The 16,551-nt window shown below is 46.2% G+C and carries 20 protein-coding genes; 6 read left to right on the top strand and 14 right to left on the bottom strand.

Features of this window, described 5'->3' with window-relative positions; translation table 11 throughout:
- Positions 1 to 112 precede the first annotated feature (112 nt).
- The 4 genes from L3Q72_RS20040 (at position 113) to L3Q72_RS20025 (ending at position 4,388) form a co-directional block, all read left to right on the top strand.
- Positions 113 to 1,099 carry a PstS family phosphate ABC transporter substrate-binding protein gene (locus L3Q72_RS20040; RefSeq protein WP_275132324.1) on the top strand — a complete coding sequence of 329 codons (987 nt, stop codon included), beginning with the start codon at positions 113 to 115 and terminating at the stop codon, positions 1,097 to 1,099.
- 109 nt (positions 1,100 to 1,208) lie between these two features.
- A complete protein-coding gene (locus tag L3Q72_RS20035) occupies positions 1,209 to 2,609 on the top strand; it encodes a Fic family protein (RefSeq protein ID WP_275132323.1) in 1,401 nt (466 codons plus the stop codon).
- Positions 2,610 to 2,975: 366 nt separating this feature from the next.
- Positions 2,976 to 3,503 (top strand): hypothetical protein, encoded by a 528-nt coding sequence (locus L3Q72_RS20030; protein ID WP_275132322.1) that lies wholly within the window; start codon positions 2,976 to 2,978, stop codon positions 3,501 to 3,503.
- A 33-nt stretch (positions 3,504 to 3,536) separates the two neighbouring features.
- Complete coding sequence (locus L3Q72_RS20025; RefSeq protein ID WP_275132321.1) at positions 3,537 to 4,388, top strand: HNH endonuclease; 852 nt, start codon at positions 3,537 to 3,539, stop codon at positions 4,386 to 4,388.
- 8 nt (positions 4,389 to 4,396) lie between these two features.
- Here L3Q72_RS20025 and L3Q72_RS20020 read toward each other — a convergent pair whose 3' ends face one another.
- The 14 genes from L3Q72_RS20020 to L3Q72_RS19955 all read right to left on the bottom strand — a co-directional run bounded on the left by L3Q72_RS20020 (position 4,397) and on the right by L3Q72_RS19955 (position 13,640).
- Positions 4,397 to 4,963, bottom strand: coding sequence for an SOS response-associated peptidase (locus L3Q72_RS20020; RefSeq protein WP_275132320.1), 567 nt, complete (start codon positions 4,961 to 4,963; stop codon positions 4,397 to 4,399).
- Positions 4,964 to 5,070: 107 nt separating this feature from the next.
- The gene (locus L3Q72_RS20015; protein WP_275132319.1) at positions 5,071 to 5,292 is read right to left on the bottom strand and encodes a hypothetical protein; all 222 of its coding nucleotides are present in this window, start codon (positions 5,290 to 5,292) and stop codon (positions 5,071 to 5,073) included.
- Positions 5,293 to 5,419: 127 nt separating this feature from the next.
- A complete protein-coding gene (locus L3Q72_RS20010) occupies positions 5,420 to 7,315 on the bottom strand; it encodes a hypothetical protein (RefSeq protein ID WP_275132318.1) in 1,896 nt (631 codons plus the stop codon).
- Positions 7,316 to 7,350: 35 nt separating this feature from the next.
- Positions 7,351 to 7,458 (bottom strand): GpE family phage tail protein, encoded by a 108-nt coding sequence (locus L3Q72_RS20005; RefSeq protein WP_275132317.1) that lies wholly within the window; start codon positions 7,456 to 7,458, stop codon positions 7,351 to 7,353.
- 38 nt (positions 7,459 to 7,496) lie between these two features.
- Positions 7,497 to 7,784, bottom strand: a complete 288-nt coding sequence (locus tag L3Q72_RS20000; protein WP_275132316.1) for a phage tail assembly protein — start codon at positions 7,782 to 7,784, stop codon at positions 7,497 to 7,499.
- Positions 7,768 to 8,478, bottom strand: coding sequence for a phage terminase small subunit (gene gpM, locus L3Q72_RS19995; RefSeq protein WP_275132315.1), 711 nt, complete (start codon positions 8,476 to 8,478; stop codon positions 7,768 to 7,770). Before gpM ends, L3Q72_RS20000 begins: the two co-directional genes overlap by 17 nt.
- A gap of 9 nt (positions 8,479 to 8,487) precedes the next feature.
- A complete protein-coding gene (locus L3Q72_RS19990) occupies positions 8,488 to 8,853 on the bottom strand; it encodes a phage tail tube protein (RefSeq protein ID WP_275132314.1) in 366 nt (121 codons plus the stop codon).
- A gap of 3 nt (positions 8,854 to 8,856) precedes the next feature.
- Positions 8,857 to 9,990 (bottom strand): phage tail sheath subtilisin-like domain-containing protein, encoded by a 1,134-nt coding sequence (locus tag L3Q72_RS19985; protein WP_275132313.1) that lies wholly within the window; start codon positions 9,988 to 9,990, stop codon positions 8,857 to 8,859.
- Positions 9,987 to 10,172: a DUF2635 domain-containing protein gene (locus L3Q72_RS19980; RefSeq protein ID WP_275132312.1), complete on the bottom strand. Its 186-nt coding sequence runs from the start codon at positions 10,170 to 10,172 to the stop codon at positions 9,987 to 9,989. The genes L3Q72_RS19985 and L3Q72_RS19980 overlap by 4 nt, the downstream gene beginning before the upstream one ends.
- Complete coding sequence (locus L3Q72_RS19975; RefSeq protein WP_275132311.1) at positions 10,172 to 10,702, bottom strand: phage virion morphogenesis protein; 531 nt, start codon at positions 10,700 to 10,702, stop codon at positions 10,172 to 10,174. Before L3Q72_RS19975 ends, L3Q72_RS19980 begins: the two co-directional genes overlap by 1 nt.
- Positions 10,693 to 11,163, bottom strand: a complete 471-nt coding sequence (locus L3Q72_RS19970) for a phage tail protein (RefSeq protein WP_275132310.1) — start codon at positions 11,161 to 11,163, stop codon at positions 10,693 to 10,695. The genes L3Q72_RS19975 and L3Q72_RS19970 overlap by 10 nt, the downstream gene beginning before the upstream one ends.
- Entirely contained in the window at positions 11,163 to 11,612 is a 450-nt protein-coding gene (locus L3Q72_RS19965; RefSeq protein ID WP_275132309.1) for a head completion/stabilization protein, read from the bottom strand. The genes L3Q72_RS19970 and L3Q72_RS19965 overlap by 1 nt, the downstream gene beginning before the upstream one ends.
- Positions 11,613 to 11,723: 111 nt before the next feature.
- Positions 11,724 to 12,758, bottom strand: a complete 1,035-nt coding sequence (locus L3Q72_RS19960) for a phage major capsid protein, P2 family (protein ID WP_275132308.1) — start codon at positions 12,756 to 12,758, stop codon at positions 11,724 to 11,726.
- A 39-nt stretch (positions 12,759 to 12,797) separates the two neighbouring features.
- Entirely contained in the window at positions 12,798 to 13,640 is an 843-nt protein-coding gene (locus tag L3Q72_RS19955; protein WP_275132307.1) for a GPO family capsid scaffolding protein, read from the bottom strand.
- 134 nt (positions 13,641 to 13,774) lie between these two features.
- Here L3Q72_RS19955 and L3Q72_RS19950 point away from each other — a divergent pair, with 134 nt between their 5' ends.
- Both L3Q72_RS19950 and L3Q72_RS19945 read left to right on the top strand, forming a co-directional pair.
- Complete coding sequence (locus L3Q72_RS19950; RefSeq protein ID WP_275132306.1) at positions 13,775 to 15,532, top strand: terminase family protein; 1,758 nt, start codon at positions 13,775 to 13,777, stop codon at positions 15,530 to 15,532.
- Positions 15,533 to 15,543: 11 nt separating this feature from the next.
- Entirely contained in the window at positions 15,544 to 16,518 is a 975-nt protein-coding gene (locus tag L3Q72_RS19945) for a phage portal protein (protein ID WP_275132305.1), read from the top strand.
- Positions 16,519 to 16,551 lie beyond the last annotated feature (33 nt).

Here is a 16,551-nt window from a genome sequence, read left to right as displayed (position 1 = left end):
AAGCTTGTTTTATGAGCATTGAGTGTAAAATTAATGTAGTCTTCTTCTGGTGTAATTAAGGGGCCTTTGCTTCTTTGAACCAAGAGGCAGACTGTGTTATGGGGTTGTACAGATGAGAAAATGGGTAGCACCTTTATTTGGTGCGTTGTTCACCACACTTCCGGCTTTCGCTCAGGATCTGATTCTGATTGATGGTTCCAGTACCGTTTTTCCTATAACTTCAGCCATCGCTAAAGAGTTCGAGTACGAAGAAAAGGGCCAGACAAAAGTGCTGGTCGGTATCACTGGTACCGGAGGAGGCTTTAAAAAGTTCTGCCGGGGTACGCAGGATATTGCAAATGCATCCAGGCCAATTAAAGACAAAGAAAAGCGTTTGTGTGAGTCCAATGGTGTTGAGTTTATCGAGCTTCCCATCGCTCTTGATGCGGTTACCGTTGTGGTGAACAAAGAAAACAACTGGGCTGACTCACTGTCGGTGGAAGAGCTGAAAACTATCTGGCAGCCGAAAAGCGAAGGCGTGATAAATAAGTGGCAGCAGATTAATTCTGATTTTCCTCCTTCATTATTAACCCTGTATGGTCCGGGAGAAGATTCCGGTACATACGACTACTTTACCGAGGCCATTGTGGGTGAAGGCGGAGCCAGCCGTAAAGACTATCATGCCAACGAAGATGACAATGTAATTGCTGCGGGTGTTGCAAAAGACATCAACTCAATGGCGTTTTTTGGTATGGCTTACTATGAAGAAAACAAGGACAAGCTAAAAGCGGTATCGGTTTCCTGGAAGGGCAAGCCTGCGGTTGAAGCGACGCTGGAGACCACAAAGTCAGGCGTATATCAGCCGCTTTCAAGACCTATTTTTATTTACGTAAATAAGAAGTCGGCAGATAAGTTCGCTTATGTCAGGCGGTTTATCAATCTCTACTTAAACGTAAACCGGGTGCCGAAAATTATCAAACATGCCGGCTATGTCCCTCTGCCGGATGAGATTTATAAGGCGCTGAAAAACGGATTTGAAGAGAGGCAAACCGGCTCAAGGTTTAACGGCCCGGAAATAGGCCTTGGGATCGAGGAGCTTATGGAGCGCGTGCCTGAGTGAGTGTTCTTAAAATGTGAGGTTGTCCTTAAGTTTGTCCTTAGTGTTTGTGGGTTGTCCTTAGTGGTGCTAGATTGCTTCTATTAAGGACAATAGCAGCCATTAGCAGACAATGAAACAGAGCTCTACCACTATTAAGCAAGAACTGGATCTGATTGAACGTACCGTCAATAGGGCGGAAATGCCACTTTCAAGAAGTGATATACATAAAGCCCTGCCTATTGATATCTCAGAAAAAACACTTCAGAGACGCCTGAAAAAACTTGTAGATGAGTCGCGCATTGTCACTAAAGGACAAAGAAGTGGCCTAAGATACCTGTCCTTAGTTTGGCTTAAGGACACTGGCCTGAAAGTTGCCGAAACTGAGGCTACCTATCACACTGGTATCCTGTTGTCTCAGGAGTCTTTAAACAAGCTTGAGCGCCTTGAAACCCCTTCTTATGCACGTATTAAGGTTTCTTATAACCTGGCTCTTCTTGAAAACTATATCCCGAATAAAACGCGTTATGTACCTGAAGGCATGGCAATAAAGCTAAGGAAATTGGGTAAACGCTTTAACAAAAAACTAGCTGCCGGAACTTATGCTAAGAACATCGCCCAGAGGCTTCTTATCGATTTGTCGTTTAACTCCAGTCGCCTGGAAGGAAATACCTATTCGATCCTGGATACCGAAAAGTTGCTGCAAGTTGGTGAAGCTGCTGATGGCAAGTTCGATGAAGAAACCGTGATGATCCTAAATCATAAGGAAGCCATCCTGTTTTTAATTGAAAACGCCGAAGAGCTCTCTATAACTCCTTTTGTGGTCAGAAACCTGCACCAGTTGCTTTCTCAGGACTTACTTCCCGACAACTCTTCCTGCGGTCAGATAAGGCAGATAGAGGTCAAGATTACGAAAACATCTTATATGCCGTTAAATGCGTCACAGCAACTTGAAGAGCTGTTTACCCTGCTGCTGAGAAAGGCTGTAAAAATAGAAGATCCTTTCGAGCAATCTTTTTTTCTGCTTATGCATCTGTCCTATCTGCAGGCGTTTGAAGACGTAAATAAACGAACGGCGCGTTTAAGCTGCAACCTGCCTTTTATCCAGGAAAATCTTTGTCCGCTAAGCTTTGTCGACGTGCCTAAAGAGGATTATGTTAAGTCGTTGATCTATTTCTACGAGACTGGTGATCATATTCCTGCACTGGAAGTTTTTGCCTGGGCGTATGAGCGCTCCAGTCATCAGTATGAGGTTGTAGAGAAATCTATCGGTGTGATTGACTCTTATCGAATCAGATATCGCAGTGAACGCAAACAGGCTATAGGGCAAATCATCAGGGAAATGATTGTGGGTGAAGAGATACAAGCTTACCTGGAGCGGTTTTGTACTGAAAACCAGATTCCAAATGCGGATAAGTTTATCTCCATTGCTAGCGTCCAACTTGAGAAGTTGCACAGTGGGGCGTTAGTGTCTTTGGGGGGGACAGAGAAGATGTTTGTTGCCTGGAAGGAGAGGTTTGACGCTACTAAGTAATATGCTAAGTAGCGTCAATATTTTAATGAAGAACAAGTTTAGCTATGAATTAATAACGTTTGCTTCTTCCTCGCCATCAGATATAAAACCTCCCGTTTTATTCTCTTCTAAAAATACCCATTTAAATACAGTAAGTTACAGGTGTGCCTTGTCGTGAGTGGCGACAAAGTGGCGACAGATTTTCAGGCCGTCGCCATTTTCTTTAGTGTGGCGACACTGCGTTTAGCAAAAACTTGCTTCATGCGTCTCCTTCTCCAAGTAGTGACCTCCCTCACTTGGTATAGATTTATTACTGCTATGTTTATTGGATAGTTAGCATTTTTAAGTATTGGCTAATAACAACCCTTTTGGCTAAGGAATCTATAAATGAAATCATATTATTTGTATTGTCTCGTCCCCGCTATTGCTCTAACAGGCTGCGCAACAGAGGAACACCCGCAGGCTGCTGAAGATCAACCTCTAACTTACACGCAAGCAATGATTGGGACATGGAAATGTGAAGTTGGTTTGACCTTATCTAAAAAAATCCATATGCATATAAAAACGGAAGACTCTTATATTCGTAATGGCAGGATGAATAGCTATGGCCTTTTGACTCTCACAAATCCATTATCAAGTTCATTACCAGCTATTGAGTATTCAGTGTCCAGTGCGGGCTCATGGGAGTTTATGGACAAGTTCCTGGTTGTTAATACAGATGAGATGAAAATAGTAAATATTTCTCACCCGGGTGTGATTGGAGTGCCTGACCTACAAGAGCTTTTTGCAACAAACACTAGTGAATCTGCTGAAGTAATTGATTTTTTGTACGACAAAATCACATTAAAGTCAGAGACAACAAATGTCCAATACGATTGCTATAGAAAGGAACCTTCCTATCCCAGAAAGCTATGATGGTGCTTTACATATTGAAAAATAGTGAAAGATATGGATAAAAGCGTAGCTATAGGCATAAGAAAGTTACTTAAAAAATACCATAAGAAGAATGACTTTTCCCCAAAGACTATTGAGCAGCTTGATGCTGAGCCTCTATCTGGATTTCATCATTGGGCAGATGGAAAAGAGTTCCAAGGCGGATATTTAGTATCAAATAATTCCGGCTTCAATACATGGGTTCTGCTAATTGATTGGAACGGGGAAAGTGATCATGGATACTATGTTGTTTTATTCCCAGAAAACAAAGCAGGGCCGATAGCAGAGATCCATGAAAGCAACTACGATTCATCAGAGCCATCTTTGACTTGGCGATATACGCCTAAAAAAAGAGATGGCAGAAATGATGAAAGAAAGTCTTACTTTGAAAAACACTTTTTATCTCTAAATGTGGAAATCGCAATACCTCAGTCTGTTGACCAAGTTAGTGACTTTCTAAATGAACTGGTAGTTCTTGCTGAGAATCGAGTAAAAGCTGATGTTTTAGATCCAAATACTCCAGAACAAAGAGATGGTTTTCCAGAAGGGAAACATAAGGAAAGGCTTCACAAAAGCAGAGAACGGAACTCAAATTTAATTAAAGAAGTAAAGAATGATGCTCTGGCAAGAGATGGGCGATTACTATGCCAATGTTGTGGGTTTGATTTCGAAAAGCAATTTGGTGATTTAGGGAAAGGTTTCATGGAGGCTCACCATACAAAACCTGTCAGCGAACTGATGCCAGAAGGGGATAAAACTCGTAAAGAAGATATTGCACTGGTTTGTTCGAACTGCCATAGAATGCTTCACAGGCGTAGGCCATGGTTAGATATGGCTAGTTTAAAAGAGTTAATCAAAAAGAAATAATAATTTAATTAAAGAGACAAACACCTTTGTACATCAAGACTTTGATGTGTGGAAGTAATTAGCAGCGAGCTGATTTTGGTTGCATCCCCAAATACCCACAGTTCCAAAACATCATCGGGTAAAAGCAATGGCATCCTATGATGATATTCTTCATATTGTGGGTTTGGACTGGTAGTAAGCGTTACCAGTTTATCTCCAAGCGCTATCCCGGCCATGAATAATGGCCTTTCGTCTGGGTTAGCAAATAGGTACTTTTGTTTATTTCCTTTCTCACCCTTCCACTCATACCAGCCGGAGCAAGGAACGATAACGCGACTATTGTGAAAGGCTGCTTTGAAGGTTGGTTTTACTGCTACGGTTTCTGCCTGGGCATTGATGATTATTCGCTTCGCCCAATCTGGTTTGATTCCCCAACTCAGTTCCTGCTGAACCAGAGCATGGTTAAGGCCACCGATCACGGATATATTTTCGGTTGGCCGCAGGTCGTTATTGGGTACGGCAGAAAACTGAACTCCTGCAATTTCGCTGACTAAACGCGAGAATGGATCGTCAGTTATGTTTAGCCTTCCACACATAGTATTTCCCTATCACCCAAAACAAAAAAAGGGAGTCGTTCGCAAACATACTCCCTATACCTCAAGCCTAACTACAGTATAGATACAAATAGATTTTCTGTTATGTCTTAACTAAATACATCTGACGTTCCTACCTCACCAGCCATCTCGACCAGGCTTAAAATAGCTTTTGTTTTATCAGCATCCAGCCTGCCTTTGTTATCTGCGATAGCCAATCCGGCAAGATAAACCGCGGCCTGTACCTTTCCTTCCTCTATCCGGCTCTGGGCAACACCATCAATGATTAACTCTAACGCCTGCTGAAAAATATCTTTTTCTTTTAGTGACATACCTAACCTCTTTATAGCTACCTGTATGAATGTACAGTATTTTTCTGGTTGTTCATACAGGTATTTTCATGTTTTTGATTTCGGTCGATCATTAGAAATTCTTATTGTTTTCTAATGTGTTATAGGTCTAGTAACTAAAACTCATATTCCCCACATCCAGATTCAAATCCGTCCCTTTCTCACTCTTAGCCTGATCAACAGTAACCGGCTTCTCTGACTTAATGGTCAAAGCAACTTCCGACTTACTCTTTACAGCCTGGTTGGTTAATGGCTGATACGGATTATGCGTTTTCATAGCGGTGAGCCCGCCAGCTTGATAGGCGTTATATGTTTGCTCCGTCCGGGTTCGCTCAGTCTGGTTACGGGTTTCATTGGTGGTAATACCCAGCTTGGCGTTTTTATCTTTGATGTTATCCAGTTTGTTAGCTAAATTATCGACGTCCTTTCCGGCCTCATCCGCATCAATTTTCCAGCCATCCGGAATAAGTGCATCTGGGAGTTTATTGATCAGGCGTTTGAATTTGTCCCATAACCAGCCAATGCCTTCACCAATCCACTTGATGATTTTATCCAGGCCAATGAACTTATCGACCAGGTAGGTAATAGCGATAACTGCCGCACCGATGGCTGCAACCATCATTCCGATAGGGTTAGCCATGATCACTGCGTTCAGGCCAATCAAAGCGACTTTGAAAATCGCCACGGCTGCAATAATGCCTTTGAAATTCTGGGATACCCAGATCAGCCCTTTACCTAAGAACATCAACCCACGGTACAGGCCATCAACGAACCTAATGATTTTCTCAATAAAGTCCGTCCGCCACTCAGCATTTTTGAACTTGTCAGAGAAAGCGGTGAACATCTTGGTGGCCTTTTCCATTACCGGAGCTAAAGCTGCGAACTTAATTGAACGGATACTTTCCTGAATCTTCTGCAGAGCATCGTTGTAAGCTTCCGCCTTGGCTGCATCTTCTGCCTTTGCGCCTCCACCCAGAGCGTTGAGTTCGTCACGGGCAGCAGTTAGTCCTTCTGTTCCTTCCCGCATCATAATGAGCATCTTTCGCCCGTCCTGACCAAATGCTGCATCAGCAAAGGCCATTTGCTCCTGAGTGGTTTTCAGTTTGGAAAAGGACTCAAGCAACATCTCATAAGCCTGTTGGGTATCGGTAGCCCCCTGAAGATCCCGGTGAAGGCTGTTACCGCTTTTCTTCAGGAATGAACCCAGAGCACCAGAGCCGGTGCTTTGAAGTACGCCAAGCCGCTTGGTAAAACGGGACATTGAACCTGCCAGAGCGTCTGAACTAACGCCAGCATGCTCAGCCTGGGACTGCATTGCCTGAAGCTCTTCAATGGGCATATTAAGGTTACCGGCAGACTTCGCCAGGCTGTCCATTTCTGCGGCTGCACTATTTACCTCTGAGACAAGTCCAGCGAGGCTAATTCCTCCAAGCAGAGCAGCACCTTTACCCACAGCTGCGTTCGCCACTTTAGGGAATTTTATTTTGCTGTTGAGTTTTTGAATGGGCTTCATTGCTCCCTGAAGCCGGGTATACCGCTTGCTGAGTTTGGTAATTTCATCACCATGCTTTTTGTAGCTTTTATTCAGGCGGCTGTATTCGCTATCCAGATTTGTGGTATTTACCCCTGTCTTTTTAAGCTGCTTATCCAGTTTAGTCAGGTGCGCTTTGTAGTCATCCTGCTCACCATTGAGCTTATCCAGCTTCTCCTGTTGCTTAATAATCTTTTCTGTAAGGGCTGCGCTTGGGCTTTCAGCGGCAGAGGCTTTGGCTTTCAGTTCTTCCAGTTTTTCACTGGTAGCAGCAATGGCGATGGTGTTTTTATCCATGGCCTTTTTTGAGCCCTTAAAGGAGTCAATCATTCCCATGGCCGCAGTATCATCAGCCTGTGCTTTCTGCACTTTCTTGATGGCTTTGGCGTAATGATCAGACTCGCTTGCCATACCTTTAAGCGGTGCGGTGGTCTTGTCTACAATGCCCATCACCACAGATAAATTCATTTTCATAACGGATATCCTTTTGCAGGTACAAAAAAAGAGAGCTATTCATCGCTCTCTTCTTGTTCTTGCCTTTGTCTTGCCAGCTCCCGGAACAGTAACAGGTCGTCATAGCTGAGTTGGTCTATCTCGCTGGGTTGCCAGTGGAACACGACGGCGATATCAGCGTAATAGTCTTCAACCCGCTCTATTAATGTTCCATGTCCACGAAAAAAGAGGCGATGGTTGTTAGCAGTGGCGCCCAGTTCTCCGGGGGCATGTTTAGCAGATCGCGCTCATTCAGGCATGAGATTCGGGGAAGAAGCGTTTCACCTGCTTCAAACTTCATTTCACATACGTCAATCAGGCTTAGTCCGCGCAACTGGCCGGAGTGAGGTTTGCTGATCTCAACTTCAGAGACTGTGTTGCCGTCTTTTTCCATAGGAACCGGCAAGGTTACTTTTCTCGTTTGTGCCTGATTTTTAATTGCTGTCGCCATAGCCCAGTTCTTCCTTCAGTTCGTTAAGTTTGGTTTTACGTCCGCCTTTGTTCGGGTCCAGTGCCATAACCTGCTCAAAGAGGATATACGCTTTTTCCGATTCGCCTTTCTCATAGTGCCAGTCTCCAACCAGACGGAACATTTTCACCTTCAGCGGTGCATTGGTAGCAAGGTTGCCTTCCAGTATGTCCAGTACTGCTTTCATCAGATACTCGCGGTTAAATTCCGCTTTCTCTGTGTACGCAGAATGCGAGTATTTAAAAACGATATCGCAGTAAGCGGTCTGGCCGTTCGACTTCCAGCCGTTCGGGGTATCCAGCCCCATTGCCACAGCAGCCCTTAAGCATTCGTGTACCTGGGGAAGTTTCCCTAAATCCACCTGCCACTGATAGAACCACCACACAACATCCAGACCTTCGAGGCTTTTGTGTGTGGTTAGCAGTTTCGCTACCAGAGGTTGGTACTTTTCAACCAGTTGCTGTTTATAGGGTTCTTTTTCCTGAGAGCCCGCCAGAGTACGCAGGTAGGCTAAATCCTGTTTAAGGATATTTTGTGTTTCGTCCCAGGGCTTATCAGCCAGAGTTGGGCGGGTAGTATCGCCTTCCTCATGTATTTCTGGCTCTGGCATGCTAAGCCGCTCAGCCAGAGCTGTTGCTTTGGTCTGTGCCTGTCGCTTAAGTAATATGGATAACATATTGACTCCTTACTGAGAGATCAGCTCGGTACCGTTGAACAGCACTTCAATCTGGCCGTCTTTAACGGTGAGCTCGATAGGGTCAGCAGTCCAGGCATTCATTAGTGTGTATGTCTTTCCGCTGTTGGTCTGGTAAGTGAGGTTTTCACCTGAGAAGTCTCTGAGCGCGTCTTCATCGGTACTCTTCGCATGCGCAATGGTTACCTTGATGGAAGGAGCCGCCTCAAAGACTTCACCATGCCCTAACACACCTTCATCACCCATGACGGCTTCACGCTTTGCATTGCCAAAGTTAATGGTTGCGCCTTCTTTGGTTGGCAGGCGTCCCAGAGAGCCGGCATCTAAAAATCCACGGCTGGTAATTTTTGTACTCATAGCTTATTTCCTGAATTGAATCTTACCTGCAGTAATGATCAGGCCGTTCACGAACTGTGGAGAGTCCTGATAGTTAATGCGCTGTTTGTTGGTTTCATCCAGCTCAACGATGAGCGACTTTTTATAGCCGTCAAAGTCCTGCACGATGCCCTGATATTCCAGCTCTTTGTAAAGAGCCAGCAGTTCGCTTTTGAACATGCTAGGGGTCACGATGACCTGACCAGGTGCAAAGCGGGTACCGTCTTTTGCAACCTTATGGCGGCCGTACTTGCTTAAGATGCGCGAACGCTGTTTCTGGCGGAAAAACATAGCAGTCGCCGGAGTCATAATATCCAGATAGCTGTTGTCCGCTACGCCGGACGCATTTTCGGTATAAGCGGTAACAGGTCTTTCTACCTGTACCTCTTTGGCCGCGGTTACCGTGTAAGTTCCCATGCCTTCATAAAGCAGCAGGTTACGCTCTGCCCAGTCAAATTCACTGGCCGATAGCGAGTAAACACCACTTAACTTAAGTGTTTGCAGGGGGCGGCATGGATCGTTTGCCAGTGAAGGCGCGATTTGTCCCGCCCATGCAGCAACGGCGGCGGCATCAGATAAGGCTTCATTGGCTGAGTTGCCCAGGCTGTCGATGGACATAAAGCTGATTAGTGGGCAGTTGCTTTTCGTGCCAAAGGTCACCAGTTCAGCATGCGTGCCCTGTTTTGGGATATAAGCCAGACCGGGGATCTGGTTTAGTGCGTCATAACGCTTTTCCAGAAACTCACCTAAATCCCGGATAGTCGTATCATCGTTCAGCGAACAGATAATATGGTCATACTGGGTATCACCCAGAGCAGCCAGTGCTGAAATGGTATCGGCAGCTTCAACACTGATGGCGTAAACAGGCATGGTTTCATCCTGCTTGCGGAAGAACTCCACCATTTCAACGATATCAGAATCACCAAAATGCTTAGCAGCTTCAGTTTCATCCATGCACAATTTAACGATGTTCGGGCCAACTGTTGCACCAGTTACTGCATTACCGATCACCAGAACGATTTGCAGCTCTTCTGCACTGTTTGCCAGGCTGTTATCAATTTCAATATAAACACCCGGTACACGGGCATTGTTCGGGACTTCTGAGAAGCTGATACTCATTTGTCAGTCTCCTTGCTTGGTGTTGCGGTTTTCACTTTCACCTCAGTTACGGACTCATCCTGAATTCGGCGCAGCCAGTAGGTGTTACGTGGTTTAGTTTCCCCAGTAGCCTTAAGTGGCTCTCTGGTTTGTGGGTCACGAACCAGTAACCCTTTTTTTGGTTTCACTTTGAAAGTCTTCATTAAGCAGCTTCCTGTAGTTCAAAATGTTCTGCAGCCATTGCAATAAGCTCTCGTTCCAGGGCTGGGGTCCAGCCGATAAAAGTACGTTTGGGCATTCGGTAGTTACGCTTGGTAAGCGTGCCGCCTTCCCACCGTCCGGCTTTACTGTTGAAAAAGCCTTTCATCCTGGGAGTAAATGAAATCTGAGAGCCTTCGTTGTGCTCTCTGGCTACTAGACCAGCGACACCTTTCAGCCCGACTTCAAAATCATCTTCAGTTACCCGCGTTCGGAGTGATCTGGAAAATCCCATCAGCATATTTTTGTTGTTAACCGTATGCTGAGCTTCCCGGTTGTTTGTCAGGGCAACCTTCTTTCTGCGTGTCCGGCTCTGATATGGGTTGTTATCAATATCTCTCTGTGCCCGGATTTGCTGTCTGAAGAACTGCCTTGCCCGATTCGCCATCCGGCGGTTTAAATCGAACTTTTCAGAGGCGGTTAATACCAGACTTTCAACAAGCTGGGTCAGTTGGTCGGGGCTGGTTAACTGCATGGCAAGTCTTCCAGGTGACCCACAAAGTAAATCAGCTCTCCAAGTTCATCCGGATCCACAACCGGTTCGAATTCACTGGCGCACTCATAGCGAACGTCTCCCTGCATCCAGTTACCATTTGCGTTTTCTTGCAGGATGTAGCTTTCTCTCAGGTCGATTTTAATTTTTATGTCGCACTTGCCCTTATCAAGCAGCTCAACCGCGAAGGTCGGGAACGCCAGTCCCTTTTCCTGCCTGTATGGGTCGTATTTGTTCAGCCAGTTGACCAGATGCATAAACAGCACATGAGGCTCAAGGCTGACGTTCTGGATAAAGATAATGGCGGTGTACTCCAGTTCGTAGCCGTCAACCAGTGGCCCCTGCCCACAAAACATGGCGCCGTCTTCCGCCCATACATCAAAGCTTTTGGCATCTACAACCTGTGCTTTAAACAAATCAGTGATACTTTGCAGTGCTTTCATCAGACCACCTCAAAACAGTAGGTTTCTTCACCGTTAAGCAGCAGATCAACCGCCTGACGGTACTGAACATCGCAGCGTTGTCTTTTCTCATTCAGGGCTTCTTGTCTGTCCGCAGCTTCTGCAGTGGCATCGGTACTAATCTGAATACCCAGAAGCTCACTGGCGGTTAATGCAAATACCGCCTGGGTGTAAAGCACGTTTCCGGCTTCTTCATCTTCGAATTTGTCCAGGGACAGTGCGGTTAAGTCCGGATAGTCGCTCATTGTTTCTTTCAGCTCTTTGTGAACCTTGATGCGCGATACTCTGGCCTGTTGCAGAATGCCTGCCTCTGTCTCATTGCTGAGGAAATTAAACAGAGACTGAAACTCTGAAAGCTTGAGTGCCGGGTACTTGTCTGTAGCTGGCAGCTCTGAGGTATAGACTTCGCTTTTATTACCGACAAATTCCATTCACTTCACCTTAGGGGGAATGCAGGCATCCAAACGCTAATAACAGTCAAAGCCGGGGCTTTCCTGATAAAGCGATAGTGCCTGCATTGGGGGGGTGTTAATTAGCCGTGGTTATACCCAAGCACCGTTAATCCAGAGTTTTACGTTCTTAAACTCGATGGCCGCGACCTTCTCCAGCTTCTCGATAACGTAGGCCATGTTCATGGATTCGAAGTTTTCAACCTGATCTTTGGCGTCATTTTTCTTACCCACAGAGCGGCGGATAGAATCTTCCTGAATGTAGATAGACAGGTTGTCGTAGCTGGTTACCATAATGCCGGTAGGCGGGAAGCCTGGAACGCTAACCGCAGGCAGACCGCCATAGGTACCGATAACTTGCTTTTCTTCTACCTTGCTCTTTTCGCTTGGTGTGTTGCCGTGCGCTTCGTAGAACTTCGCCTTTTCATAACCGAGCAGATCAGAGCCGATAATGGCGATAAGGTTTGCATCGTTTTCACAGGCCGGATGCAGCAGGTTCTTTACGTTCAGTACAGCGCTATCCAGGTTAATAAAGTCACCGGCTTCGCCAATGCGGATTTCTCCTGGTGTCCCACCTTGCTTAATCAGGCGGTCACCGTTGTTGGTTCGCATGGCCTGATACCAGCCTTTGTTGACGTCCTCACCATTTGGATTTGCTACTGGATCTGTGTCTTTAGCAACGGATTCGCCGTACCAGCCGATGGTAATTTTGTTAGCATCAATCTGCTCACGGGTCTGAGAAGAAATGATTTTGCTGAAGTTCTTCATATGCGCCCAGGCATCAAGCTTGGCGTAGCGAAGCGCGGTATCAAAGTTGGTCTGCTCACACATATAAGGCATGGCGCTCATACCGCTGTAGTCTTTTGGTTTACGTTCACCAGTGCCGCTGGTATCGGTACGGCTGGCAATCATGCCCGTCACACCTAAACCAATTGCCTCACCGGACTGGTTTTTAACTGAGATGATGTTGATACGCTTCAGGAACCAGTTACTTTCACGGATAGCGGCAATAATGCGCTGAGTACCGTTCGGAGTAACATTGAACATCTCTGTTGCGTTGCTGACGCCGTTTTGCTTGGCAACGGCTTCAACGTATTGGTTAAGTTTCTTTTTGGTATTCTCTTGCATCTTATTACCTATTAATTTGGTTTAGCCAAGTAAGAGCGCTTACAGGTACGGCTCTTCTTCTGCGTCCTGACCTGCCAAAGTGCGGCCGTTATCGTCAGTAATTTTGCTGAGCTTCTCGGTTAGCTCTGTCATCTGAGAAGAGAGCTCTTTAACCTGGCCTTTCAGTTCAGAGACTTCCTGATTTGGCTCTGGCTCGTTCGGCGTTTCTTCCTCTTCAGGCGTATCACCTGCCGACAGCTTTTCAACCAGCTTGCCAAGGTTGCTGTTCAGCTCTTTGTTCTGTTCAATGCTCTGCTTAAGCAGCTCTTCGGTTTCTTTACTCATCTCTTCCGGTTCCTCTTGTCTGGAAAGCTGCTCATCAGTGGCATCAGGGGCGCTTTTGAGCAGGTTAATAAATCTCTTAATGAGAGAGCCTTCACTGTCTTTCTCATCGGTTTCATTTGAAAAATGCCTGGCTTCAATGGTGTTGCCAGTAGTGGCATAGGTTTTATCTGAGTTGCCATTTTTTGCTGACAAATGAATCTGAGTCGTCGCCAGAGAAGCAGGATCATCAGTAAGTGCCAGGCCAGTCAGGTAGGCTTTACCAGTACCAGCAAAATCTTCCATAAACTCACAGGATGTATGCAGGAGCTGACCACGTTCGACCATATTTAGCAGGTACGAGTTTGGTTTTAGAACGGCAAAGAGTTTGTCATCACGCTTTTCAACCGAAAGTACTGAGCCGAACTTATAGCTGTACTTGTAGTGGTCTTCATTGATTCGGGCGGTATACACATCGGTGCTGTAGGTTTCCGCAATATCATCAATAACTTTCTGATCTACCTTGCGGCCATCGACAGTATTGCCTGCCTGCAAAATACAAATTGGCTCTGATTGGAACATGCCTGAACTCTCCTGAATTTGATGATTCCAATCTAACCAAAGACGTTGTCCTTTTGTATTTGTCTCGGTTCTAGATGCCTGATTTAGAAAGGGCTTTTGCTGAGTGCCGGGGTTGTCTGTAGCACTATGCAAACATGGATACGAATATTGCTACCGAGCTGAACCAACCGTTATACACGCCAGCCCAGACTCAGGCGCTGGGGCTATACCTGCGCCAGTACAAACCGCAAGAGGTTGCGGAGAAAGTTGGTGTGGCAACCCGGACGATTCAGCAGTGGATTTCAAAATTTGACTGGAAGAAGATGCGGGACGATGCGCCCGTAGAGCTGATGCTACGTCAGCGAATCGCTTATCTGATGTGGATTGATCGCAAACATGAGGAGCAACTCAAGGAGCTGGAGATGCTGCTTGAGCAAAAACGCAAACGGGATGAGGCAGACAATAAGAGAACCGGCAGCTTTGGCGGAGACTCACAGAAGAAGCGTGGCAGAAAGCCGAACAAGGTTAAGAATGATATTTCGCATATCACGAAGGATGTGCTGGATGAATTTCGCGAGAAAACCTTCTTCGAATACCAGAAAGAGATCCACGGCCATAAGTGTAACGATGAGCTAAACGAATTCCGTTTTTACCTGAAGTCACGCCAGATAGGTTTGACCTACTACTTTGCCTATGAAGCGTTTGAAGATGCGGTTCTGAACGGTGATAACCAGGTATTTCTTTCCGCTTCCCGCAAGCAGTCGGAGATATTTAAGAACTATATCCGCCGATTTGCGCTTGAGATTGGTGATGTTGACCTGAAAGGCAAAGATGAGCTTCAGCTTAGCAACGGCGCAACGTTGTATTTCCTATCCACCAATGCCCGGACCTCTCAGGGTTTTAACGGTCATGTGTATTTTGACGAGGTGTTCTGGATCCCTAAGTTCGGAGAGCTGGACGACTACGCGGGCGGTATGTCGATTCATGCCAAATACCGGACAACCTACCTGTCCACACCGTCAACCGTTGCCCATGAAGCTTATCCGAAATGGCAGGGCAAGAAAGAGCATAAGATTGATATCAGTCATACCGCCCTTAAGAACGGTGCTCTGGGAGTTGATGGGATATATCGTCAAATCATCACCATTGATGATGCGATTGATAAGGGTGCGACCTTCTTCAATATGGAGAAGCTGCACCGCAAGTACCCGGATAAAACGGTATTTAATAACCTGCTTCGTTGTGTGTTCCTGGATGACTCGGCTTCTATCTTCGCACTTAAAGCGCTACTGGCCTGTAAAACAGACACCTCGCTCTGGAAGGATGTTGACCATGATAAAGCCCGGCCTGTCGGGAATGCAGAGGTTTTGGTCGGTTATGATCCAAGAGGTGGCGGACAGGGTGAAGGCTCAGACGATGCAGGCTTAGTGGTAGCCCTGAAACCTAAATTCAAAGGTGGGGTATTCCGGCTTATTGAACGGGTGAGACTTAAGGGCTCCAGCTATGAAGATCAGGCCGCAGCGATTAAAGGCATTACCGAAAAATACAACGTGGTTTATATGGCAATGGATGTGAGCGGTGTGGGCTCTGCCGTTGCCGAACTGGTACGCAAATTCTACCCGGCTCTGGTCGAGCTGGACTACTCACCTGAAATGAAACGCATGATGGTCTACAAGGCCAGAGAGATTATTAACGATGGCCGATTGCAGTTTGATGGTGAATGGGACGACCTGGTTCACTCCTTCCTGATGATTCGCCAGCACACCACCAAGGCCAGTAATCAGGTGACCTTTATTTCTAACCGCAGCAAGGTTGGCTCTCATGCCGACCTTGCCTGGGCTTCAATGCACATTATGCGCTGGGAGCCGATTGATATTCACAATGATGACTCGACGGTCGTTGAGTTCTTCTAAGAGAGGCAATTTTGATTGAGATTGAGTTTTCAGATCCGACTAGCGTAATGAACAGCGATATTCTCAGCTATATGGAAGTGGCTTTGATTGACGGGCTTTACGAGCCGCCTATTCCGTTTGATACCCTGGCAAAAGCTTTACGGGCAAACCCGATGCATTCCAGTGCCATTGAATTTAAACGCAATACGCTGGCTTATTCGGTTTCGCTGGCCCCAGTTCTGAGCAAAGGTGAACTCAAACGCTTTATTCAGGACTTTCTTACCTTCGGGAACGGCTACTTTCAGATAGTGCGTAATCTGTTTGGTGCTGTGGTTCAGATCAAACATATCCCGGCGCTTTATATGCGAAGGCGTGAAGACCTTGGGTACACCTATAAGCCAAAAGCCTATGACGATGATGGCCGGATTGATTACAGGGACGGGCAAATATTCCACCTGGCGGAATATGATGTTGCTCAGGAGATTTACGGTCTGCCGCAACATATCAGTGGGCTAACCTCTATCTGGCTGAGCGATGATGCCACCCTGTTCCGCCGCCAGTATTACCGCAATGGATCCCACGCTGGTTACCTGCTGTATCTGAACGAACCGACCATGACGGAAAAACAGGAGCAGGCAATTAGGGATAAGCTGACGGCCAAAGAAGGAATGGCCTTTAAGAACCTGTTTGTAAATGGCAAGGGTAAGGATTCCAAAGCCCCGGAGCTGAAACCTATCGGGCAGGTGGAAGCTAAAGATGCGTTTAAAGATATTAAGAACAGCACCACCAATGATGTGCTTTCGGTTCACCGGGTACCGCTTGAGCTGATGAGTATTCAGCGTGAAGGTTTTAGTACCAGTAATGATCTCAATAAAGTGGACCGGATATTTCACAAGAATGAGTTGCTGCCACTGGTTGATTCTATGATGGAGTTGAATGAGTTTGTGGGGATGGAGGTGATTAAGGTTAATGAGTATGAAGCTCTGGAGACTATGGTGACTCAGTGATGCTGAGTCACCTTCAGGCCGTGGGGAAGATGG

Origin of the sequence: Vibrio sp. JC009 (assembly GCF_029016485.1) — a bacterium.
In the GTDB taxonomy this organism is placed as follows: domain Bacteria; phylum Pseudomonadota; class Gammaproteobacteria; order Enterobacterales; family Vibrionaceae; genus Vibrio.
The sequence above is the reverse complement of the archived record's forward strand: the minus strand, read 5'-3'. Positions and strand labels throughout refer to the sequence as shown.